Consider the following 21,930-nt stretch of genomic DNA (forward strand, 5'->3'; position numbering starts at 1 on the left):
GTCGGGAGGTGGCAGCATGCCCACAGTCGGACGCTGGCGATCGGCCGAGGCGCGCGCACGGTACGTAGCCGCCTACCGCGCGGTACTGGCCGAGCTACGCCAACCACCCGCCGAGGTCGATGTGGACATCCCGCATGGGACGGTGCATGTCCTGCACTGGCCCGGCCCGTCGGAGTTGAAGCCCGTCCTGCTGATGCCGGGACGCAGCTCAGGCGCACCGATGTGGGCGGAGAACCTTCCCGACTGGATCGGGCAACGCCCCATCTACGCGCTCGACCCACTCGGCGACGCCGGAATGTCCACGCAACGAACGCCACTCACCGCGCCGACGGACCAGGCCACCTGGATTGCCGACCTGATGGCCGCCCTCGGCATCGACGAGGCCCACATCGTCGGTCACAGTTTCGGCGGTGCCACTGCCGCACTTCTCGCCGTCGAGAAGCCGACTCTCGTCACGTCCCTCACACTCGTCGAGCCAGTTGCGGTCATCCGGCGAATCCCTCTCTCCGGCATGTTCTGGGCGACGCTGACTCTGCTGCCCCTACCCCAGTCGGTCAAAGACCTGGCGCTCGCCAGGATCGGCGGGACCGGCATCGACGAGGTCCTGTCGCGCTCGCCGATATCCGAGATGATCGATGCCGCGTCGAGCGGCTACAGCGCCTCCCTGCCCACCCCGCGACGGCTCACCGACGACCAGTGGCGGCGGCTACCCATGCCGGTCCGAGTCGACCTCGCCGGCCGCTCCCCACTGGCCGGAGGCCAGGCGTCCGCCGATCGCCTCCGCGCCCTACTGCCCGCGGCGACCATCACCGTCTGGCCGGACGCCACCCACTCACTTCCGATGCAGGAGAAGGAGACATTCGGTCCGGCACTCGTCCGGTTCTGGAACAGCTCCGACTGAATGCCTCAGCGGACATCTCGGGTGAACATGCCATGGAAGCCCGGCATGAAGTGGTGTGGCAGCGTCGCAACAGCAACCGGCCCCGCATCGAGTCGTCGCGCATCGAGGACGACCAAAGCGGTGCGGTGTCGGGCGTGATCGTAATTGAGCGCCAGCAACCAGCCGTCATCCTCGCAGGCCGATCCGGTGCGCGGCACGAAGACGGGCTCGCCCGGAAAGTCGCGCGCATCGAAGTGGTGCGCCTCGACGGCACCGGAGTCGTTGTCCAGCTTGATAATTGCTGCACTCTCACCCCGACCGTGCACGAGATAGGAGTAGCGGTAGTCCTGCGTCGTCCGGCGCCAGTCATGCATCGGGAACTCACAGAGCAGCTCGCACCGATCTTCGGCGGACACTGTTCCGTCGGCACGTATCCGTACCCGGCAGCTGACCCCGCCCGGCGACGCCGTCTGCCCGCGGAAATCGGTGAGCATGTCGGACAGCGCATCCCAATCGTCGTATCGCACAACATCGATGACAACATCCTCACCGTCATCGAACGCATTGTTCACATGCACCTTGGTGATCGCCTCCGTCTCAATCACCCGGGCCCGACCCCCATCCCTCGGGACCAACAGGATCCGGGTGCCCAACTCCCTGTCGTACACCGTCGCCGAGTTGGCGTCGATGAGGCCTAGCCCCATCGAGACCGGATGCCCGATGTACAACGGATCCAACAGGAACACGAGATAGCGTTGCGTCAAACCGAAGTCATGATTGATGTACAGGTGTGGCACGTCCACCGACGTGATCATCGACATCTCTCCCCCCGGATCACGCCGATAGCAACGCAAAGCGGCAAACGCTCCCGGCCTTGGCCTCCGCGAAACACTGAGACCGAAGTTGAACATCTCACCCGTGCGCGGATCGATCTTCGGGTGCGGTGAGAACGTACTCCACGGCTTCAGTACGCCGCCAAAGTTCTGGCGTCCCAGCGTTTCCAGCGTCGTCGGCTCGATACGCCAAGGCCGTCCGTCATCGCTGAGAGCCAGTAGTTCGTCGGCGTGATACATCGCAGTGGTGTTCGCGCGGTCCGCAGGTCTGCGACCGGCATTCGCCAAGGGGCCTCCGGCACGTTCGGATCCCAGCCCACGCACCGTGCCACCCTGTCCACGCTCCTCCGCCAGGTACTTCGGTGTCCGGACATATCTGTTCCGGTAGATCAGCTCGCCGTTGCGAAAGGTGAACTTGCTCAGCATGCCATCGCCGTCGAACAGGTGTCCGGCACGGAATCCGCCTGCCTCCCACCGCACCGGACCGTTCCGGTACAGCGTGCCGGCCAGATCATCCGGTATCCGGCCTGCGATGTCCTCGATGACCACGTCCTCGTACTCACCTACCGCGGGCTCGAGAATCGCTTGTTCAACACTCGTCATGTCAACTCCCCCGAGAATCTGACTACATTCGTTTCCCGATAGTAGAGCGGTGTGTGCGGATGCACAAGACCCGATCCGAACTCGCCTACAACGAGAGTTCGAGCGCACCCGTATCGGTGACGACCACACTTCGCGCGACTGTGCCGCGCGATCCAGCCTCTGTCGAAAAGGCCTGCGGCCAGCGCCGCTCCCTGCGGGCCGGCAAGGTGGTGTGCCTGCTCGGTCCAGTCAACGCAGTACCGCAAGCGGGAATCGCGCCGCAACAAACGATCGGGTAGTCCCCAATCCGACAGTGCAGCAGCACCTTCGGCCGTCACGCGGTAGTCGTCTGACCACCGCTGTCCGGCGACGACAATCTCCCGGCGGCAACCGCCGGAAGGGTGAGCGTGGTCGAGACATCAGCGCGTCACCCGCTGTTCACTTCCCGATTGGCAACGCTTTCCGGGGCACCCCTAATGTCATCCTCCTGCACAGCCCATCAGCCCGGGAGGATTCGGCATGCGTATACCGCTGCAACTGTTCACGTCCGCAGGCGACGATGTCGGTCGTTCCGCGCGAGCCCGTGTGACGTGTCGCTACAAGTGCGGCGAAGCATGCTGGCACGAGCCGGGTAACACCAGCTCCAACGAGTACTTCCGTGATGTGGTGCGCGCTCAGGTGAGCCGTCGTGCGGTTCTGCGTTCGTCGGCCGGTGCCGCGGTGGCGCTCGGTGCGACGTCGGTTCTCGCCGCATGCGGTGACAGCGGCTCGACCGGCGGGGCCTCGTCCTCCTCGCGGCCCGCCCCCGGTCCCGAGGCCGGCCCGGGCATGAAGTTCGCCAGCGTAGCGCCGAATACCGAAGACGCCGTGGTTATTCCGCCCGGTTACCGCCAGCAGGTCGTGATCCGCTGGGGTGATCCGGTTCTGCCCGGCGCCCCGGCCTTCGACTTCGCCAACCAGACGCCGGAGGCCCAGGCCGGGCAATTCGGGTTCAACAACGACTTCGCCGGCTTGATCCCGGTGGAGGGTGTACCGAACCGCTTCTACCTCGTGTGCAACCAGGAGTACACCACCGAGGAATTCATGTTCACCGGTTACAAGCCGAAGGAGCCGACCGAACAGCAGGCCCGGATCGCGATGGCCGCGCACGGCATCACGGTCGTCGAGGTGGCCGGCGAAAGTGGGTCGGGTGCACTCAAGCCCGTTGTCGGGCCGCGTAATCGGCGTATCACCGCGAGCACTCCGCACACGCTGGTCGGTCCGGCCGCCGGCAGCCCGCTGGTGAAGACCTCCTATGACCCGGAGGGCACCACGCCGCTGGGCACCATCGCGAACTGCTCGGGCGGCCTCACGCCGTGGGGCACCATGCTCTCCGGCGAGGAGAACTTCAACAACTACTTCAGCAACGCGGGCAAGGTCACCGACGCGAAAGCGAAAGAGGGCCTTGAGCGTTACAGCTTCGCCGACGACGAGGACGAACACCAGTGGGGTCGCTACGAGAAGCGATTCGATCTGGCACAGGAACCCAACGAGGCCAACCGCTTCGGCTGGGTCGTCGAGGTCGATCCGCACGACCCGAAGTCGAAGCCCATCAAGCACAGCGCTCTCGGACGGCTCAAGCATGAGTCCGCGACCATTCACGTGACGCCGGACGGCACGGTCGTCGCCTACACGGGTGACGACGAACGCTTCGAGTACATCTACAAATTCGTGTCCACGCGGAAGATGAAGTCCGGACTCTCGGCGACCGCTCGGGCACACAACATGGGCATCCTGAACGAGGGCACGCTGTACGTCGCCTCGTTCAACGGCAATGAACCCGATGCGATCGACGGCTCCGGAAAGCTCCCGCCCTCAGGCACTTTCGCCGGCAAGGGCACCTGGCATCGACTGCTGACCGTCGACGGCAACGGCAAGGCCCAGTCGCATGTCGAGGGCATGTCGCCGGACGAGGTCGCGGTCTACACCCGGTTGGCCGCCGACAAGGCCGGCGCCACCAAGATGGACCGCCCCGAGGACATCGAGCCGCATCCGAAGACCGGCAAGGTGTACTGCGCACTGACGAACAACAGCAAGCGCGGCACGGAGGGCAAGGCCGCCGCAGACGAGGCGAACCCGCGCAACGAGAACAAGAACGGCCAGATCATCGAGATCACCGACGATCACGCCGGCACCGACCTCACCTGGGAGCTACTGCTGGTCTGCGGTGACCCGGCCGAGGCCGACACCTACTACGGCGGCTTCGACAAGACCAAGGTCAGTCCGATCTCCTGCCCGGACAACGTCGCCTTCGACCCGCACGGCAACCTGTGGATCTCCACCGACGGCAACGCCCTCGACAGCAACGACGGACTGTTCGCGGTGGCGCTCGACGGCGACCGGCGCGGCGAGACGAAGCAGTTCCTGACGGTACCCAAGGGCGCGGAGACGTGCGGCCCCATCATCGGGGAGAACCGCGTGATCGTGTGCGTGCAGCATCCGGGTGAGGAGGACGATCACTCCGCCGACAACCCTGCGTCGCACTGGCCCGACGGCGGTACGTCACAGCCACGTCCCTCGGTCGTCGCGGTCTGGCGCGAGGACGGCAAGCCGATCGGCGTGTGATCGTCGGGCGGGTCAGCCCGCCCTACGGCCCGCGACGAAGTAGGCGATCGGCCCGAAGAAGTTCACGAAGCTGAGTGCGACCCAGAGCTTCTTCGGGCCGTTGATCTGCGCGGCGGGCCGCTGCTTGATGTCCCGTAACGCAGCAGCCTGCAACCCCAGTTGGACGGTGGCGCCCGCGATGATGGCGGCGCGGGACCGGGTGGGGAGTTCGGCGAAATGCTTCTTCGGCATGACAGCAAGAGTAGCGGGAGTCACACTCCCATCGGTTGATACTTCGAAGTCCTAAGTATTAGCCTTTCGAACATGCCCACAGATGAGTTGTTCGAACTCGCGGCCGCCCTGCGGCCCGACTTGACCCGCCTGTACCTGGCATTACGTCGACACGCTCCGACCAAGGAGTACACAGCCGCCCAGGCGTCGGCACTATCGGTGCTCGTCGACCACGGCCCGATGCGGATGGGTGAGCTCGCCGACCGCGAGTCCATCCGCATGCCCACCGCGACGGCGCTGGTCGACGGTCTCGCCCGCAACGGCCTCGTCGAACGACGGCCGGATCCCGCGGACCGCCGCGCCGTGGTGGTTGCGATGACCGCCCACGGCCGTGACGTCCTCGACCGAGTGCGTGGCGAACGGGACCACATCCTGACCAACGCGCTGGAACAGCTCTCGGCCGCGGAACAGGCCGCACTCGCGGCGGCCGCTCCCGCCCTACGGGCGCTGCGCAGGCAGATCGACGAACGCCCACCGCGTCTGACCATCACCCCGAACCGGACAGAAGACCTCGCATGACCGCACTCGACGACCAGTCCACCACCACCTCGACCGCGGCCCCGGCCGACGAGCACACCGACGGCGGACTGATGCAGAATTTCCGTCAGCAGCCCCGCACCGTCTGGGTGACCGCATTCGCCGCCGTCATCGCCTTCATGGGGATCGGTCTCGTCGACCCGATCCTGAACAGCATCGCCGCCGCGCTCAACGCGCCGCCGGAGAAGCTCACCCTGCTGTTCGGCGTGTACGTCGGTGTGCAGTGTGTGGCGATGCTCCTGACCGGTTGGGCCGCATACCGTTTCGGGCCGAAGCGGACGTTGACGGTGGGCCTCGGCCTCATCGTCATCGCGGCGGGGATCTCGGCGTTCGCCGACAACATCGACCAGCTGATCGCACTGCGCGTCATCTGGGGTCTGGGCAATGCACTCTTCATCGCGACGGCCCTCGCATTCATCGTCTCGGCCGCCACTGGCAGCCGACACGGCGCCATCATCCTGTACGAGGCCGCGCTCGGCGTGGGTCTCGCAGTCGGTCCGTTGCTCGGTGCCGTCCTCGGCGAATGGACCTGGCGCGCACCCTTCGGCGGTACCGCACTACTGATGCTCATCGGCGCGATCCTGTGTGCGGCAATGCTTCCCGCAGACGGTCCGGCGACCGCACGCGTGCCGGTCCGCATTCTCGATCCGATCAAGGCGCTCGCCGACCGGACACTGCTCATCACCTCCATCGGCTCGGCGTTCTACACCGGCGCACTGTTCACCGTCATCGCATGGGCGCCCATCGCCATGGGATTGCGCCCGATCTACGCGGGATTGGTGTTCTTCGGCTGGGGTCTGCTGACCGCGCTCGCCGGGGTCTTCGTCGCACCGAGGCTCGCCGGCCGGATCGGGCAGAAGGGCGGTGTCGTCACCGCCATCACGTTGTACGCGGTGGTGATGGCCATCGCCGCCGTCGGAGTCGTGGTCGGCAACGTCGGTCTGATCGGTTTCGCCGTCATCGCATCCGGTGTCCCGTCGGGCATTCTGAACACGTTGTTCACCGGTGTCGCCATGGCATCCGGCGACGGCTCCACGCCGCGGTCGGTGTCCAGCGCGGGGTACAGCTTCCTCCGGTGGATGGGTGCGGCGATCTCGGCCGTCCTCGTCGCCCATCTCGCCGACTGGTTCGGATCGGTGGCGGCTCCGTTCTGGTTCGCCGTCGCGTACTGCGTGGTGGCGGTGATCGTGGTGTCCTTCGTCCGGAATCCGGCCGCCGACACCGATGAGGTTCCCGACGATGCCGCACTCATCGGCGCCGAGGAGTACTGAGCCGGGAACCCGTCCGGATCAGTCGAGCCAGTCGAGAACCGCTGCGGCAGTCCAGCTTTGCTGCATACTGCCCAGCGGTTCCCCGGTGAACGGCTCATAGTATTCGGCGAAGGCGCCGTCGGTGGCCTGACGGAGTCCCTCCTCCCGCAGCCGGGCAGCGCGTTCCGTCCAGCCCCGACGGGCGAAGGCCCAACTGAACAACCAGGTCATCACCGGCCAGACCGGTCCACGCCAGTATTCGAGCGGTTTGAAATCGGCGGAGATCGGCGAGGTCGACGGCGGTACCGCGTACCGGAGATCGGGGTGCCCACAGAAACGCGGGCCGTCGAAGAGACGCAGGAGTGCCCTCTCACGATCGCGCGGCAGTCCACCGCAGAGCAGCGGAGCGAAGACCGCGATCGTCTCGGTGTCGATCCAGGTATTCCCCCGGATATCGAAATCCCTTGCCGCCCCGTTGCGTTCGTTGGTGGCGGCGAGAACGCCCGCCCGGAACCGTTCGGCCCATGCCCGTAGATCACGAATGTCGGAGCGCGGTTTCGAGTAATCCTCGCCGATGGTGGCGAGCACGTCGCAGGCCGTCGAGAAGATCGCACTGACGAAGACGTCCTCGACCGCGAAACTCATCACCTCGGGCAGGCGATCGTCGTCGTAGTGGACGCGCTTCATCTGCTCGAGCAGCCACAGATAGCGGTCGTATTCCAGATCGGTGGGCCGCATCGACATATCCGGGACGTGCGCCAGGTCGGCACGCTGGTAGGCCGGAAGATCCTCACCCGGAACCACATTCGCGTACGGCCGGTCCCACCGCGGCGAGTTGTCCATACCGGATTCCCATCCGTGGAACAGCGTGATCCGGCCGCGCCCCTGCGGGTCGCGGGCATGGGCCAGCCAGCGGTGCCACCGGACGAGGTCGCCCCAGCGCCGGTCGATGAACTCGTTGGCGACCGCGCGGGTGGTGCGTCCGTGCCGTCGCGAGTGATCCAGAATCCGTTGCACGGCAATGGCATGGACCGGCGGTTGGGTGATACCGGAGGTATCCGTCCCGTCCGGCGCGTCGGCCGCCAGCTTCGAGCACTCCCATCGCGCCGGCCCGGGGAAGTACCCGTCGCGATCGTTCGAGAAGACGATGTGCGGAATCATGCCGTTTGCCCACTGCGCGGAGAGCAGAGTGTCCATCTCCATCACCGCGCGCTCCACCGACAGCGGCGCCAGTCCCACCGTCACGAAGGCCGCATCCCAGCTCCACATGTGCGGGTACAGCTTCGGCGCGGCGCTGGTCATCGAACCCAGATCGTTGCCGCGCAGCAGGTACGCCGCACGTGCGGATAATTGCGTCGGGGTGAATCCATAGCGCGCCACGCGTCGATTCTGCCTCGCCCACCCGGAAACCGCGCAACCACTAGGCTGCACACGTGCCCACCGCTTTGATCACCGGAGCCAGCCGCGGCGTCGGCGCGGCCATCGCCCGGCAGCTCGCACCCACCCATGACCTGCTGCTCGGCGGACGGCCGTCGGCCGAGCTCGACGCCCTGGCCACCGAACTCGACGGGGCGAGCACCTTCGCCGTCGAACTCACCGACTACGACGAGGTGGCCGCGGCCACGGAGGCCATCAGCGAACTCGACGTGCTGGTGCACAGCGCCGGTGTGGCCAGCAGTCTGGAGCCGATCGCCGACACCCCCGTCGAGGAGTGGCAGCACGTCCTGGAGATCAACCTGATCGCCGCGGCCGAACTGACGAGACTCGTGCTCCCGGCGCTCCGGCAGGCCTCGGGACATGTGGTCTTCATCAACTCCGGGGCCGGCAAGCGCGTAAATCCGGGCTGGACCCCTTACGCGGCAAGCAAGTTCGGCCTGCGTGCCCTCGCGGATGGTTTGCGAGGCGAAGAACCGTCGTTGCGCGTGACGTCGATCTTCCCGGGACGTATCGACACCGACATGCAGCAGGACATCGTCGCCATCGAGGGCGACGATTACGATCCGCGACGATTCCTGTCACCCGACACGGTGGCGCGCGCTGTCGCCCAGGCCATCGCCACACCGGCGGATGCGCACCCCGAGGAGATCGTGCTGCGCCCCACCGGTCGTCGCTAGGTCCCGGACGGCCTAGATCTGCTTGAGGTCGCTCTGCTGCCAGACGGCGCGCATCGAGGTGATCTTGCCGGACTCGTCGAAGACCATGATGTCGATCGGGGTGATCTCGAAGGCCAGACCGGAGGTCTTGGTCACCAGGGTGAACTCGAACACCGCGGTGTCACCCGCGACCTTCTTCCACCGCAGGCTCGCGGAGCGTTCGTCCATGTTCGTGATGATCGAGTAGAACTCGACGAGCTGCTCACGGGTGTTGCGGACGTCCGCTCCGATGGGGTCCTCGACGGTGGCACCGTCGGCGTACAGATCGGCGATCTGCTCCGCGGTGCCGGACGTGAGGTACTCGACGTAGGCCTCCACGGCCGCGGCGATCTTGTCGGCGAGAGAGTCCTGGGTTGCGGTGTCCTGGTCGGCAGTCATCGTGGCCCTTTCAAAGTTAGAACAAGTTCTAGTTCGAGTGTCTCACGCACCGTAGCACCGACGATCGGCCCGCAACAGGTTCTCCGCCCCCGCGGATACACCGATACCGGCTGGTCATCCGCCCGATCGACAAGGTGCCCCGGCACGCCCGGAGTTTGATAGCTTCGCGACAGCACCGACAGCCGCATTTCCGGTCACGTCGGACCGACAGGCAGGACGCACCGACGATGAGCGAGACACCGGCACCGGACGACCGGCCGGGTCCGGCCCTGCCCGGCACCGGATCGTGGACCGCGCCGGGCAGCGAGGGCAGCGCGTATGAGGCACCGCCGTCCGGCCCACCGGCCGGGTGGTCGCCGATGGCTCCGCCGGACGCCCCTGCCCCGGAGCCCGGAACCGGAGGGCTTTCCTGGGGCAGCGGCATCGACAACCCTCCGCCGCTTCCGCAGACCAACCCGCTCGTCGCACATCAGCCCGGCATCGTGCCGCTCCGCCCACTCGGCGTCGGCGACATCGTCCAGGCGACGTTCGCAGCGCTCCGACGTGCGGCGGGGACCTACTACCTCCTTGCGGTCATCGTCTGGCTGGGCGCCCTCGTGGTCGCCTCCGTCGTCGTCTACGGCGTCGTCCTCCCGCTCTCCGCAGGCGAGTTCGCGCTCGACGGCGAGACGGTGCGTGCGTCGGGCACCGTGGTCCTCATCGCCGCGTCGATAGCCGCGCCGCCACTCACCGGACTTGTCTCGTATGTCGTCAATCAGCAGGCCGTGGACCGGGCACCGTCACTCGAAGAGTTCCGTCGACGAGTTCGGCCCACGCTCGGGCGCCTGCTCGGACTGTCCGTGCTGATGATCCTGGCCCCGGGGCTGTTGGTCGGTGCGCCAATGGCCGCGCTCACCTACGGCGGCGACAACCCCGCCGTTCTCGGCATGGCCGTCGGAGTGCTTGCCATCGGTATCGTCGCCGCGATCTGGCTGTCGATCCGCCTGTCCTGCTGCCTGCCCGCGCTGGTCGTCGAACACCTGGGTATCGCGGCAGCGATCCGACGATCCTTCGATCTGACACGTGGAATGTTCTGGCGCACACTCGGTGTCGTCGCCCTGATCTCACTCGCGACCAGCATGATCACCGTGGTCGTCGGCGGCGTGACCGACATCGTCGTGTCCGTCCTGTACGTCGCGGGCTCCAGCGGCATCTCCACCGTTGCCGCGACGGTGTCGTTTCTCGCGGCTCTGATCGCGAATGTCGCTGTGGCACCTATTCTTCCGATCGCGTTGTCGGTGGTACACATCGATGCCCGGATCCGTCGCGAGGCCTACGATCTCGATCTGGCCACGGGCGCCGCCGAGGTGCGGTCCGGTCACTGGTTCGACGGATGGCCGACCGGAGGCCGCCGGTGATCCACACACCCGTCATCCACACTTCCGTGCTCGCAGTGTCCCCGGACAACGAGGAGGCGCGTGACTGGCTCGAACGCGAACTGTCGAAGTCCCGGTACGGCGATCAGGGGCCCGGCTTCTTCGAGCGTGCGCAGCAACGGATCTCGGACTGGTTCGACTCCGTGTTCGGCAGCCTCACCGGCGACTCCAGTCCGCTGCCCGGGATCGTCGCGGTGCTGGTGGCGCTCGCACTGGTCGCGCTGATCATCTACCTGCTGCGGTTCGTGCGCCGAACCCCGAGATCTCGCTCCGCCACCGACGACCGGGCAGTGCTCGGCAGCCATGTGTACAGCGCCGACGAATTCCGCACCTCCGCACGCGAGCGTCTCGCGGCCGGAGATCCCGATGGTGCGATCCGGGATGCCATGCGCGCCATCGCCCGTCGCGGTCTGGAGGAGAAACTCCTGCCCAACGCCGCAGCGATGACCGCCCGCGAGGTCGCAGGCGGACTGGCCGCGTTCCATCCCGATCATTCCGCGCGGTTACACGCCACCGCGCTGACCTTCGACGCAGTGGTCTACGGCGAACGGCACATCACCGTCGAGCAGGCACAGGATGCGATCGATCTCGATGTTGCCCTGGCTGATTCGCGACCGCGCCGCCCGGACCGGAATGTGCACGAATCCGGCGACTCGACCGTCGGAGCGGCATCGTGAGCGCGCCTGCCGTCTCATCGCCGCCCGCCACCGCTCCCCCCGCTGCCCGCGCGCCCCGACGTCGACGCATCTGGCCATGGGTGATCGTCGGCGCCTTCGTGCTGATCGTGATCGTCGGTGCACTCGCCGTCTTCGTCGGCGCGGGAGTGGAGAAGTCGGGCAACGATATCCGGCTCGATCCGCAGAATTCCGGCGCCGACGGTACGGCGGCGCTGGCCTCGGTTCTCGACGACAAGGGCGTCGATGTCACGGTGGCGCGCGGCCGTTCGAAACTGCTCGACGCCGACCGGCCCGACTCGTCGACGACCGTCGTGGTGACATCGGCCGACGTTCTCAATCACACTGCCGCAGATCGTTTCTGGGATCGCGTTCCCGAAGCCGGACGGGTCGTGGTCGTCGATGCCTCATCCTCCACACTGAGCGCCCTCGGGCTGCCGATCGACACGACGATCGGCCTCACGCCGATCCAGTCGGCGCGCGCCGACTGTTCGATCGCCGGGATCGCTCCGTCCGACGTCGTCCTGCGTGGCACGCTGCCCTATCAGCCCGACACCGGCGCCGCAGCCACCGCATGCTTCACCTCCGGCGATGCCTCCGAAATCGTCGTACTCCCGGCCACCGTCGACCGGCCCGAGGTCGTGGTGATGACGGGTGCGATGGTGACGAACGGCGAGATCACCCGTTTCGACAACGCCGGCGTCGCGCTGCGGCTCCTCGGTGCCCACGAGCGCGTGCTCTGGTACGTGCCGAAGTACTCCGACGGGGCCGCATCGAAACCGGACACCGGGGTGCCGGATGTCCCGCGCGCCATCGGACCGTTGGTACTGCTGGCCGGATTCGGCCTGCTGACCCTGATGGTATGGCGCGGACGGCGATTCGGTCCGCTTGTCACCGAGCCACTCCCGGCCGTGGTCAAGGCCATCGAGACCACCGAAGCCCGCGGACGCCTTTATCACCGGGCGGGCGCCCACGCCCGCGCCGCCGGGCAGCTCCGCGTGCACACCATCGGCCGCATCGCCGGACACCTCGGCCTGCCCTTCGATGCGGCCCGCGCGGGCGCCGATCTGCGCGACGACGATTCACACTCGCCCGTGCCGGTGCCCGCCCTCGGCGCCATCATCGACGCGGCCGCACGTGCCTCCGGACGCGATCCCCGGGAGGTCGCAGGCCTGCTGGACGGCCCGCTGCCGCACAACCCGGACGACCTCCTGCGATTCACCCATGACCTGACCACCCTCGAGAAGGAAGTCCGACGCACACCATGACCGTCGAATCCCCATCCGGCAACCCGTATTCCGAGCGGCCCCAGCAGGGGCCGCCGCCACATCGGGCTCCCGATCAGCGACATCTCGATGCTCGGACAGCACTTACTCAGGTACGCGATGAGGTCGCGAAAGCCGTTGTCGGACAGGATGCGGCAGTCGCCGGCATTCTGATCGCACTCCTCTGCCGTGGACACATCCTGCTCGAAGGCGTGCCCGGCGTCGCCAAGACCCTGCTGGTGCGGTCGGTGGCCACCGCCCTCGACGTCGACACCAAGCGCGTCCAGTTCACCCCGGATCTGATGCCCGGCGACGTGACCGGCTCCCTCGTCTACGACGGGGCGACCTCCGAGTTCACTTTCCGTGAGGGGCCGGTCTTCACCAACCTGATGCTCGCCGACGAGATCAACCGAACGCCACCGAAGACCCAGGCGTCGCTGTTGGAGGCGATGGAGGAACGTCAGGTCTCGGTGGATGGTGAATCGCGCCCCCTGCCGCAACCGTTCCTGGTGGCCGCCACCCAGAACCCCGTCGAATACGAGGGCACCTACCCGCTGCCCGAGGCACAACTCGACCGTTTCCTGCTCAAGGTGAATCTGCCACTGCCGCCGCGCGACGACGAGATCGCCGTGGTGATGCGGCATGCGGCCGGATTCGATCCGCGCGACCTCGCGGCGGCCGGTCTGCGACCCGTCGCGTCGGCGTCCGACATCCTCGCGGGTGCCGAGGCCGTCCGTCGTGTCGTGGTGTCCCCGCAGATCGCCACCTATATCGTGGACATCGCGCGCGCCACCCGCATGTCGCCATCGCTGTCCCTCGGAGTCAGCCCCCGCGGCGCCACCGCACTGCTCGGTACCAGCCGGGCGTGGGCGTGGCTGAACGGCCGGGACTTCGTGACTCCGGATGATGTCAAGGCCCTGGCGCAATCGACGCTGGCACACCGGGTGTCGCTCCGGCCCGAGGCCGAGCTGGAAGGCGTTTCGGTGGCGGCGGTGCTCGATGCCGCCATCGGATCGGTGCCCGTGCCGCGCTGATGTTCCTGACCGGTCGTTTCTTCCTGCTGGTGCTGCTCGGCGCAGTGCCGGTCCTGGTTGTGCCGCGCTACTGGGTGGCGCTGCTCTGGATCCTGGTGTGTCTGCTGGTGCTCGTGGCCGACATCATGGCCGCCGGCTCCACCAAGGCGATCCGCTTGTGGCGCAACCCGATTCCGGCGATCCTGCTCGGAGAATCGGCGAAAGCCGAACTGATCGTGCAGAACACCGGCACGCGGCGATTCCGGGGGACCGTCCGGGATGCCTGGCAACCGTCGGCGGGCGCCACGGACAACCGCCACGATGTGGACATCGCCCCGCAGGATCGCGCGACGGTCACCTCCACCCTGCGTCCACGTCGCCGCGGGGACCGCTTGGCGGTGCGGGTTACCATCCGCAGGCTCGGCCCACTGGGCATGGCCGGACGTCAGCGCTCGGAGTTCGTCCCAGGTCACGTGCGCGCACTGCCGCCCTTCGAATCCCGCAAGCATCTGCCGTCCCGACTGGCGCGACTGCGTCAGCTCGACGGCAGATCGGCGGTACGGATCCGAGGCCAGGGCACCGAATTCGATTCCCTGCGTGACTATGTCGAGGGCGACGATGTGCGCAGCATCGACTGGCGCGCCACCGCACGCCGGCGTTCGACCGTGGTGCGTACCTGGCAGCCGGAGAAGGATCGGCACATCGTCATCGTGCTGGACACCTCACGTACCTCCGCGGGTCGCGTCGGGGACGCACCGCGACTGGATGCGGCGATGGATGCCGCGCTGCTGCTGGCGGCGCTCGCCGCGCACGCCGGCGATCGTGTCGACCTGATCGTCGGCGACCGGCGTGTGCAACGGCGGGTCGTCGGTTCACCGCGCACCACCCTGCTCAACGACTTCGTCAACGCCATGGCGACCGTGGAACCCGCTCTGCTCGAAGCGGATTGGCCGATGCTCGGAGCGGAGGTGTCCCGGCTCACGCGGCAGCGCGCACTGGTCGTGCTGCTCACCCCACTCGAGCCCGCGGCCATCGAGGAATCGCTGCTGCCACCTCTCGCGGTGCTCGCTCAGCGGTATCGCGTCGTCATCGGGTCGGTGGCGGATCCCGCGTTGCGCGACATGCTCACGGAGCGCGATGACACGCGCGACGTCTTCGGTGCGGCGGCCGCTGCCCGGACCATCGCGCTGCGCACGAAGACCGCGGAAGCCGTTGGGCGACTCGGGGTCGACGTCGTCGATGCCGATCCCGCAGATCTGCCCGTGGCACTCGCCGACCACTATCTACTGCTGAAGTCGCGCGGGCTTCTCTGACCGCACACCGATCGTCGCCGTCGTATCAGACCGCGACCGGCGCCACGGATCCGCGCTCGAACTCGTCGAGATCACCCGTCACTCCATCATTGTGGGCCCACCGTCCCAGGGTGAACACATAGGTGAAGAAGCCGAGCCACGCGGTCACACCGATACCTATCCGTGCCCATGTCGGTAGTCCCGACGGCGTCACGAACGCCTCGATGAGACCACAGATGAGCAGCAGGACAACAAGTCCCATCGCCACTCCGATCGCCGCACGCCCCTCCTCGGCGAGCGACTGCAACCGCGTTCGTGCGCCGGGGGCGACCCAGGACCAGAACAGTCGCAGACCCACTCCGGCCGCGACGAACAGACAGGTCAATTCCAGCAGGCCATGCGGCGTGATGAGACCGAAGAACAGATCGCCCCGGCCATGCCGGATCATCACCGACGCGGTGATCGACAGGTTGAGGATGTTGTTGTAGAGGATGAACACCACCGGCAGGCAGAAGACGCCGAACACGATGCAGAGCGCGGCGAGCCAGAAATTGTTGGTCCACACCCGTGCCGCGAACGAGGTCGCCGCGTTCTCGCTGTAGTAGTTCTCGAAGTCGTTGGTGACGAGTTCCTCGACCGCACCGTCGGACATCATCGCGCTCTCGATGCGCGGATGGGCGAGCACCCACCAGGTGATCGCCACCGCCGCGACCGAACTGGCCCCCATCACCGAGAGCCACCACCAGCGCATGCGATACAACGCGGCCGGGAAGCTTCGGGCGAAGAAGCGCCCGATGTCGGACCACGCACCCGCCCGCGAACCGACGGCCTTCGACCGTGCCCGCGCCAGCAGCGCCGACAGATAGGCGACGAGTTCGGCGTCCGGCGCACTCGACCGGATCACCGACAGATGCGTGGCCACCCGCTGATAACTGTCGAGGATCTCGTCGGACTCCGCGCCGTCGAGTGATCGGCGCCTGCTGAGCTCGTCCAGACGCCGCCACGTCTCACGGTGCGCGTTGGTATAGGCGTCCAGATCCACCTCGTCAGCGTAGCGAGCGGAACGGGTCGTCGGGGTCGTGTCATTCGCGTGCTGTCATTCGGGCGGATGGATCTCCTGCCGCACGCTCACCATTTCCGCTCGTGCTCACGGTGTGGTCGCGCGGGCGAACGGATTGGGTGAGCGAAAATACGTGCGCCGACTAGGCTTGACCACCATGTATCGCCCCATTCCGACGACCGCGCCCAGCGGTGTCAGCGGCACGGTCGGGGTGGGCCGCGACGACCTGATCTCCGGGGAGGCCGTCGCTCTCGATCTGCCCCCGGCCGACGTCGGCCTCCGTATCGCTTCCGGGATCATCGATCTGATCGTCGGGTACATCGTGCTGATGGGCCTCCAGTGGGCATCGTTCGAGCTGATCGGCTTCGAGGACATCGCCCTGCTGATCGCCGCGGTGACGCTGTCGACCATCATCGCGCTGGTCCTGGTGCCGACGATCCTGGAAACGCTCACTCGCGGAAAGACTTTCGGCCACGTTGCCCTGGGCTTGCGGACCGTGCGCGACGACGCCGGCCCGATCACCTTCCGGCACGCGCTCACCCGCGCACTGGTGGGGTTCGTCGAGCTCTACAGTTGCGCCGGTCTGCCCGCGCTGCTGGCGTCCGTGACGACCCGCCGGACCAAACGTTTCGGCGATCTGCTCGCGGGCACCTACGTGATCCGGGACCGCCGGAAGCTGCCGGAGCAGACACCCCTCGTGATGCCGAAGGCGCTCGCGTGGTGGGCGGAGAACGCCGACGTCGCGCCCCTGCCCGACCGCCTCGCGATCCATATCCGTCAGTTCCTGATGCGCCGCGACACCATGCGTGAGCCGTCGCGATCGCAGATCGCCCAGCAGCTCTTGCGCAGCACCGCACCCTATGTCGCGCCGGCGCCGCCACCCGGGCTTGCCGACGAGGACGTCCTCACCGCGATCATCGCCGAACGCAGTGCCCGCGACGCCCGCCGTATCGAGCGCGAGAACTCGTTACGCGAGCGGCTGTTGCGCTGAGGAGCCCTACTTCAGGTCTGCGCTCGACTTGCCGAGCACGCGGCGCGCGATGATGAGCTGCTGGATCTGCTGGGTGCCCTCGAAGATGTCCAGGATCTTCGAGTCGCGGGCCCACTTCTCCAGCAGTGACGTCTCGGAAAAGCCTGCGGTGGCGGCGATCTCGACGGCCTTATTGGTGACCTCGGTGACCATCCGACCGGCCTTCGCCTTCGACATCGACGCCTCGGCCGAGTTGGGCTGGCTGTTGTCGGCCATCCAGGCGGCACGCAGTGCGTGCAACCACGATGCCTCCCACTCGGATTCGAGCCGGATGAACTCGGCCACCGACGCGTGCTGCGACGCCGCCGGGACGTCGTAGTCGATCTCGTGCCCGGCCTCCTCGAGGATCCGGCGCAGTTCCTCGAGCGCCGCACGCCCGAGCCCGACCGACATCGCAGCGACCATCGGACGCGTGTTATCGAAGGTCTGCATGACACCCGCGAACGCCTTCTTGGTGTCCACCTCGGGTGAGCCCAACAGGTGATCGGCCGGCACGCGGGCGTTCTCGAAGCGCACGACGGCGGTGTCGGACGCCTTGATACCGAGCTTGTGCTCGAGACGTGCGACCGTCACGCCCTCGGCGTCCATCGGCACGACGAAACTCTTGATCGCGGCACGGCCGGCGCTCTTGTCGACGGTCGCCCAGACCACCACGTGGTCGGCGCGCGAACCCGCCGTCACAAAGATCTTCTCGCCGTTGATCAGATAGTCGTCGCCGTCGCGGGTGGCGGTCGTCGACACCGCCGCCGAGTCGGAGCCGAAGCTCGGCTCGGTGATGGCCATCGCCGCCCAGACATCGGCGAACTTCTCCAGCTGCTCGGGATTGGCGACCGCGGCGATCGCCGCATTGCCGAGTCCCTGGCCGGGCACCGACAGCAGCAGGCCGACATCGCCCCAGCTCATCTCGCGCGCCGAGATCAGACCGCGCATATTCGCGCCGTTGACGACGTCGCCCGCGGAGGCGGCCTTCTTCTCCTTGGCCGCGCCGTCCTCGCCGCTCTCCTGCTTCCGCGACTGTTTGGCAAGCTTCGCGAGTTCGTCCAGCTCGACCGGGTACTCGTGCTCGGCCTGGTCGTATTTGCGCGAGATGGGCCGGAACATGTGCTCGGCGGCCATATGCGTGCGCTCGACCGTCGAATCGAACTTCTTCGGGAGCTCCAGGTTGATTGCCATGCCGCGATCTTACTGTTCGGTAAGTTCTTTTCCAACCCCCGTTTCGGGCCTACCCTCGGATGAGTGACATACGACGACGACCTGGCCTACCGCATCCGCGGATTGCTCTCCGGTGAGAGCGGCCTGGACGAACGTTCGATGTTCGGTGGCCTCGCATTCCTCATCAACGGCAACATGGCCCTCGCCGCCAGTCGCGAAGGCGGCATCATGGTCCGCATCCAGCCGTCGGAGGCCGAGAATCTCCTGAAGTTCGACCACACCGAGATGATGACCATGGGTGGTCGCGAGATGCGCGGATGGATACGCATCGACCACGCAGGCATCCGCACCGAACGTCAGCTGCAACGCTGGGTCGCCCTCGGCGCCGACTTCGCCCGCAAGCTGCCCCCGAAGTGATGGCCGGCGAATGCGATCGGAGATCTCGATACGTTCTCGGCTAGCGCCTCGAACTACTCGATCAGCGTTCCTGGTCCCGCTGAACCGGTAGCTGCGAGAGATCACCATCGTTGATCGAGTCACGCGCGAACGCCACGCACTTCACCCGCTGATCGAGTAGCGCGCGAGCGCAGCGAGCCCGCGTATCGAGATCACGGCCACCGACTTCGCCTGTCAGGGAACGACGTTCACCATCTTGCCGGGTACGACGATGACCTTGCGCGGTTCACCGTCGAGCAGCGCGACGATCTTCTCGTCGGCCAGGGCGGCGGCACGCACCGTGTCCTCGTCGGCGGCGGCGGGGACCGTGATGCGGCTGCGCACCTTGCCCTTCACCTGGATCGGGATCTCGATGCTGTCCTCGACGAGCCACTGCGGGTCGGCCTCCGGGAACGGTCCGCGCGCCAGGAGGGTGTCGTTGCCCAGCCGATGCCACAGCTCTTCGGCGATGTGCGGGGCGAGCGGTGCGAGCATCACCACCAGCGGTTCCACCACCGAGCGAGGCGCACCGTCGGAGTACTCCTTGGTGAGATGGTTGGTCAGCTCCGTCAGCTTGGCGACCGCGGTGTTGTTGCGCAGCAACGAGAAGTCCTCGCGCACACCGTCGATGGTCTTGTTCAGCAGCTTCAGGGTGGCATCGGCCGGAGTCACGTCGGCGACCTTCACCGCACCGGACTCCTCGTCGACGACGAGTCGCCACACCCGCTGCAGGAAACGCTGCGCACCCACCACGTCCTTGGTCGCCCACGGACGCGACTGATCGAGCGGGCCCATGAACATCTCGTACACGCGCAGGGTGTCGGCGCCGTAGTCACGGCAGATGTCGTCCGGCGCAACGGAATTCTTCAGGGACTTGCCCATCTTGCCGTATTCCTGGGTGACCTCGGCGCCCTCGTACCAGAACTTCCCGTCGCGCTCGGTCACCTCGTCGGCAGGCACGTAGATGCCGCGCGCATCGGTGTACGCGTAGGCCTGAATCATGCCCTGGTTGTACAGCTTCCGATACGGCTCGGCACTGGTGACGTAGCCGAGGTCGAACAGCACCTTGTGCCAGAACCGCGAATACAGCAGGTGCAGCACGGCATGTTCGATGCCGCCGATGTACAGGTCCAGACCACCCGGATCGTCGGCGCCGTGCAGCGCCGGACGCGGACCCATCCAGTAGGCCTCGTTCTCCTTGGCGCAGAACTCTTCGTCATTGGTCGGGTCGATGTAGCGCAGCTGATACCAGGAGCTGCCCGCCCACTGCGGCATCACATTGGTGTCGCGGGTGTAGGTCTGCGGGCCGTCGCCCAGATCCAGTTCGACGGTCACCCAGTCGGTGGCCTTGGCCAGGGGCGGCGACGGCTCACTGTCGGCGTCGTCGGGATCGAAGGCCACCGGCGCGTAATCCTCGACCCCCGGAAGCTCCACCGGCAGCATCGATTCCGGCAGTGGGTGGGCGACACCGTCGGCGTCGTAGACGATCGGGAAGGGCTCGCCCCAGTACCGCTGACGCGCGAAGAGCCAGTCGCGGAGCTTGTACTGGATGGTGCCGGTTCCGCTGCCGTCATGCTCCAGGCGCTCGACGATCGCGGCCTTGGCGTCGTCGACGCGCAGACCGTTCAGGAAGTCGGAGTTCACCAGCGGACCGTCACCGATGAACGGTTCGGTTGCCACGCCCTGTTCGGAGCCGATGACCTCGCGGATCGGCAGACCGAAGACCGTCGCGAACTCGTAGTCACGGGTGTCGTGGGCGGGCACCGCCATGATGGCGCCCGTGCCGTATCCCATCAGCACGTAGTCGGCGACGAAGACCGGAATCCGTTCGGAATTCACCGGATTCGTGGCATACGTACCGGTGAAGACGCCGGTCTTCTCCTTGTTCTCCTGACGCTCGAGATCCGACTTCGCGGCAATCGCGGAACGATACGCGGCGACCGCCTCGCCCGGAGCCGTGGCGCCGCCTGTCCAGCGTTCATCCACACCGTCGGGCCATACATCGGCGGTCAGCTCGTCGACCAGCGGGTGCTCCGGCGACAACACCATGTACGACGCCCCGAACAGGGTGTCGGGACGTGTGGTGAACACGTCGATGGCCGCATCGGTGCCGGGCACCGGGAACGACACCTGCGCGCCACGCGAACGCCCGATCCAGTTGCGCTGCATGGTCTTGACCTTGTCCGGCCAGTCCAGGCGGTCCAGGTCGTCGAGCAGACGGTCGGAGTAGGCGGTGATGCGCATCATCCACTGCCGCAGGTGCTTCCGGAACACCGGGAAGTTGCCGCGATCGCTGCGACCGTCGGCGGTGACCTCCTCGTTGGCCAGCACGGTGCCCAGACCGGGACACCAGTTGACCAGCGAATCACTCTGGTACACCAGGCGATAACCGTCGATCACCTGCGTACGCTCGGCTGCCGTCAACGACTCCCAGGTGCGCCCGGCGAAGGTCTCGTGACCGTCCAGAGTGCGTGTGCCCGAGGCGAACTCGTCGACCAGCTCATCGATCCGGCGGGCCTTGCCCTGCTCCTCGTCGTACCAGGCGTTGTAGATCTGCAGGAAGATCCATTGCGTCCAGCGATAGAAGTCGACGTCGGTGGTGGCGACCCGTCGTCGTTCATCGTGTCCGAGCCCCAGACGCCGGATCTGCTCCAGATACCGCTCGATGTTGGCCTCGGTGGTGGTGCGCGGATGGGTGCCGGTTTGCACGGCGTACTGCTCGGCGGGCAGGCCGAAGGAGTCGAAGCCCATCGTGTGCAGGACGTTCTTTCCGGTCATCCGCTGATAACGCGCGAAGACGTCGCTGGAGATGAAGCCGAGCGGATGGCCGACGTGGAGACCGGCACCCGACGGGTACGGGAACATGTCCTGGATGAACAGCTTGTCGTCGGCGTCGGGCCCGGAGCCGTCGAACGCGCTGAGGTCGCCGGCGAGCGGCCCCACCGGATTGGGCGCCTCGTAGGCGTGCTGCTCCGCCCAGGTCTGCTGCCACCGCTGTTCGATCTCACCGGCCAGCTCGGCGGTGTACCGGTGACCGGGAGTGGTCACCTGGGTCGTCGGTGCGCCTGAATCGGATGAAGTCACTCAACCAGCGTAAATCGTCGCTT

The 21,930-nt window shown here is 66.8% G+C and carries 19 protein-coding genes; 12 read left to right on the forward strand and 7 right to left on the reverse strand.

Annotated features, from left to right (window positions below):
* Positions 1-16 precede the first annotated feature (16 nt).
* The gene (locus AC4JJG_RS13755) at positions 17-901 is read left to right on the forward strand and encodes an alpha/beta fold hydrolase (RefSeq protein ID WP_495398332.1); all 885 of its coding nucleotides are present in this window, start codon (positions 17-19) and stop codon (positions 899-901) included.
* Between the two features lie 5 nt (positions 902-906).
* On the opposite strand, the gene AC4JJG_RS13760 is transcribed toward AC4JJG_RS13755, so the two are convergent.
* Entirely contained in the window at positions 907-2,316 is a 1,410-nt protein-coding gene (locus tag AC4JJG_RS13760) for a carotenoid oxygenase family protein (protein WP_495398330.1), read from the reverse strand.
* 498 nt (positions 2,317-2,814) lie between these two features.
* On the opposite strand from AC4JJG_RS13760, the gene AC4JJG_RS13765 reads away from it, so the two are divergent.
* A complete protein-coding gene (locus AC4JJG_RS13765) occupies positions 2,815-4,899 on the forward strand; it encodes a PhoX family protein (RefSeq protein WP_495398329.1) in 2,085 nt (694 codons plus the stop codon).
* A 12-nt stretch (positions 4,900-4,911) separates the two neighbouring features.
* Here the strand turns inward: AC4JJG_RS13765 and AC4JJG_RS13770 are convergent, their stop codons facing one another.
* Complete coding sequence (locus AC4JJG_RS13770; protein WP_495398328.1) at positions 4,912-5,130, reverse strand: PLDc N-terminal domain-containing protein; 219 nt, start codon at positions 5,128-5,130, stop codon at positions 4,912-4,914.
* Between the two features lie 72 nt (positions 5,131-5,202).
* Here AC4JJG_RS13770 and AC4JJG_RS13775 point away from each other — a divergent pair, with 72 nt between their 5' ends.
* Together AC4JJG_RS13775 and AC4JJG_RS13780 are read left to right on the forward strand one after the other, a co-directional pair.
* Complete coding sequence (locus tag AC4JJG_RS13775; RefSeq protein WP_495398327.1) at positions 5,203-5,688, forward strand: MarR family winged helix-turn-helix transcriptional regulator; 486 nt, start codon at positions 5,203-5,205, stop codon at positions 5,686-5,688.
* Positions 5,685-6,977, forward strand: a complete 1,293-nt coding sequence (locus AC4JJG_RS13780) for an MFS transporter (protein WP_495398326.1) — start codon at positions 5,685-5,687, stop codon at positions 6,975-6,977. The genes AC4JJG_RS13775 and AC4JJG_RS13780 overlap by 4 nt, the downstream gene beginning before the upstream one ends.
* Positions 6,978-6,995: 18 nt before the next feature.
* On the opposite strand, the gene ggh is transcribed toward AC4JJG_RS13780, so the two are convergent.
* Positions 6,996-8,336: a glucosylglycerate hydrolase gene (gene ggh / locus AC4JJG_RS13785; RefSeq protein ID WP_495398325.1), complete on the reverse strand. Its 1,341-nt coding sequence runs from the start codon at positions 8,334-8,336 to the stop codon at positions 6,996-6,998.
* 53 nt (positions 8,337-8,389) lie between these two features.
* On the opposite strand from ggh, the gene AC4JJG_RS13790 reads away from it, so the two are divergent.
* Positions 8,390-9,070: an SDR family oxidoreductase gene (locus AC4JJG_RS13790; RefSeq protein ID WP_495398324.1), complete on the forward strand. Its 681-nt coding sequence runs from the start codon at positions 8,390-8,392 to the stop codon at positions 9,068-9,070.
* Positions 9,071-9,082: 12 nt separating this feature from the next.
* Here AC4JJG_RS13790 and AC4JJG_RS13795 read toward each other — a convergent pair whose 3' ends face one another.
* Positions 9,083-9,487, reverse strand: a complete 405-nt coding sequence (locus AC4JJG_RS13795; protein WP_495398323.1) for a nuclear transport factor 2 family protein — start codon at positions 9,485-9,487, stop codon at positions 9,083-9,085.
* A gap of 227 nt (positions 9,488-9,714) precedes the next feature.
* Here AC4JJG_RS13795 and AC4JJG_RS13800 point away from each other — a divergent pair, with 227 nt between their 5' ends.
* Genes AC4JJG_RS13800 through AC4JJG_RS13820 form a run of 5 tightly spaced genes read left to right on the forward strand, consistent with a single transcriptional unit; the run spans position 9,715 to position 15,167 of the window.
* On the forward strand, positions 9,715-10,884 hold the full coding sequence (locus AC4JJG_RS13800; protein ID WP_495398322.1) for a glycerophosphoryl diester phosphodiesterase membrane domain-containing protein: 1,170 nt from the start codon (positions 9,715-9,717) through the stop codon (positions 10,882-10,884).
* Positions 10,881-11,579, forward strand: coding sequence for a DUF4129 domain-containing protein (locus tag AC4JJG_RS13805; RefSeq protein WP_495398321.1), 699 nt, complete (start codon positions 10,881-10,883; stop codon positions 11,577-11,579). The genes AC4JJG_RS13800 and AC4JJG_RS13805 overlap by 4 nt, the downstream gene beginning before the upstream one ends.
* Positions 11,576-12,844: a DUF4350 domain-containing protein gene (locus AC4JJG_RS13810; protein ID WP_495398320.1), complete on the forward strand. Its 1,269-nt coding sequence runs from the start codon at positions 11,576-11,578 to the stop codon at positions 12,842-12,844. Before AC4JJG_RS13805 ends, AC4JJG_RS13810 begins: the two co-directional genes overlap by 4 nt.
* Entirely contained in the window at positions 12,841-13,875 is a 1,035-nt protein-coding gene (locus AC4JJG_RS13815; RefSeq protein WP_495398319.1) for an AAA family ATPase, read from the forward strand. Before AC4JJG_RS13810 ends, AC4JJG_RS13815 begins: the two co-directional genes overlap by 4 nt.
* Positions 13,875-15,167 carry a DUF58 domain-containing protein gene (locus tag AC4JJG_RS13820; RefSeq protein ID WP_495398318.1) on the forward strand — a complete coding sequence of 431 codons (1,293 nt, stop codon included), beginning with the start codon at positions 13,875-13,877 and terminating at the stop codon, positions 15,165-15,167. The genes AC4JJG_RS13815 and AC4JJG_RS13820 overlap by 1 nt, the downstream gene beginning before the upstream one ends.
* 25 nt (positions 15,168-15,192) lie before the next feature.
* On the opposite strand, the gene AC4JJG_RS13825 is transcribed toward AC4JJG_RS13820, so the two are convergent.
* Positions 15,193-16,188 carry a stage II sporulation protein M gene (locus tag AC4JJG_RS13825; protein ID WP_495398317.1) on the reverse strand — a complete coding sequence of 332 codons (996 nt, stop codon included), beginning with the start codon at positions 16,186-16,188 and terminating at the stop codon, positions 15,193-15,195.
* A 175-nt stretch (positions 16,189-16,363) separates the two neighbouring features.
* Here AC4JJG_RS13825 and AC4JJG_RS13830 point away from each other — a divergent pair, with 175 nt between their 5' ends.
* Entirely contained in the window at positions 16,364-17,197 is an 834-nt protein-coding gene (locus AC4JJG_RS13830; RefSeq protein WP_495398316.1) for an RDD family protein, read from the forward strand.
* A gap of 6 nt (positions 17,198-17,203) precedes the next feature.
* Here the strand turns inward: AC4JJG_RS13830 and AC4JJG_RS13835 are convergent, their stop codons facing one another.
* Positions 17,204-18,409, reverse strand: coding sequence for an acyl-CoA dehydrogenase family protein (locus tag AC4JJG_RS13835; RefSeq protein WP_495398315.1), 1,206 nt, complete (start codon positions 18,407-18,409; stop codon positions 17,204-17,206).
* A 63-nt stretch (positions 18,410-18,472) separates the two neighbouring features.
* On the opposite strand from AC4JJG_RS13835, the gene AC4JJG_RS13840 reads away from it, so the two are divergent.
* Positions 18,473-18,805, forward strand: coding sequence for a TfoX/Sxy family protein (locus tag AC4JJG_RS13840; RefSeq protein WP_495398314.1), 333 nt, complete (start codon positions 18,473-18,475; stop codon positions 18,803-18,805).
* Positions 18,806-19,018: 213 nt separating this feature from the next.
* Here AC4JJG_RS13840 and leuS read toward each other — a convergent pair whose 3' ends face one another.
* The gene (gene leuS / locus AC4JJG_RS13845; RefSeq protein WP_495398313.1) at positions 19,019-21,907 is read right to left on the reverse strand and encodes a leucine--tRNA ligase; all 2,889 of its coding nucleotides are present in this window, start codon (positions 21,905-21,907) and stop codon (positions 19,019-19,021) included.
* Positions 21,908-21,930 lie beyond the last annotated feature (23 nt).

It is taken from the genome of Gordonia sp. B8661-1, assembly GCF_059427765.1.

Bases quoted from the DNA above. Each gene is read 5' to 3' on its own strand.
- AC4JJG_RS13755 (WP_495398332.1), top strand. From the start codon at position 17: ATGCCCACAGTCGGACGCTGGCGATCGGCCGAGGCGCGCGCACGGTAC.
- AC4JJG_RS13760 (WP_495398330.1), bottom strand. From the start codon at position 2,316: ATGACGAGTGTTGAACAAGCGATTCTCGAGCCCGCGGTAGGTGAGTAC.
- AC4JJG_RS13765 (WP_495398329.1), top strand. From the start codon at position 2,815: ATGCGTATACCGCTGCAACTGTTCACGTCCGCAGGCGACGATGTCGGT.
- AC4JJG_RS13770 (WP_495398328.1), bottom strand. From the start codon at position 5,130: ATGCCGAAGAAGCATTTCGCCGAACTCCCCACCCGGTCCCGCGCCGCC.
- AC4JJG_RS13775 (WP_495398327.1), top strand. From the start codon at position 5,203: ATGCCCACAGATGAGTTGTTCGAACTCGCGGCCGCCCTGCGGCCCGAC.
- AC4JJG_RS13780 (WP_495398326.1), top strand. From the start codon at position 5,685: ATGACCGCACTCGACGACCAGTCCACCACCACCTCGACCGCGGCCCCG.
- AC4JJG_RS13795 (WP_495398323.1), bottom strand. From the start codon at position 9,487: ATGACTGCCGACCAGGACACCGCAACCCAGGACTCTCTCGCCGACAAG.
- AC4JJG_RS13800 (WP_495398322.1), top strand. From the start codon at position 9,715: ATGAGCGAGACACCGGCACCGGACGACCGGCCGGGTCCGGCCCTGCCC.
- AC4JJG_RS13815 (WP_495398319.1), top strand. From the start codon at position 12,841: ATGACCGTCGAATCCCCATCCGGCAACCCGTATTCCGAGCGGCCCCAG.
- AC4JJG_RS13820 (WP_495398318.1), top strand. From the start codon at position 13,875: ATGTTCCTGACCGGTCGTTTCTTCCTGCTGGTGCTGCTCGGCGCAGTG.
- AC4JJG_RS13830 (WP_495398316.1), top strand. From the start codon at position 16,364: ATGTATCGCCCCATTCCGACGACCGCGCCCAGCGGTGTCAGCGGCACG.
- AC4JJG_RS13835 (WP_495398315.1), bottom strand. From the start codon at position 18,409: ATGGCAATCAACCTGGAGCTCCCGAAGAAGTTCGATTCGACGGTCGAG.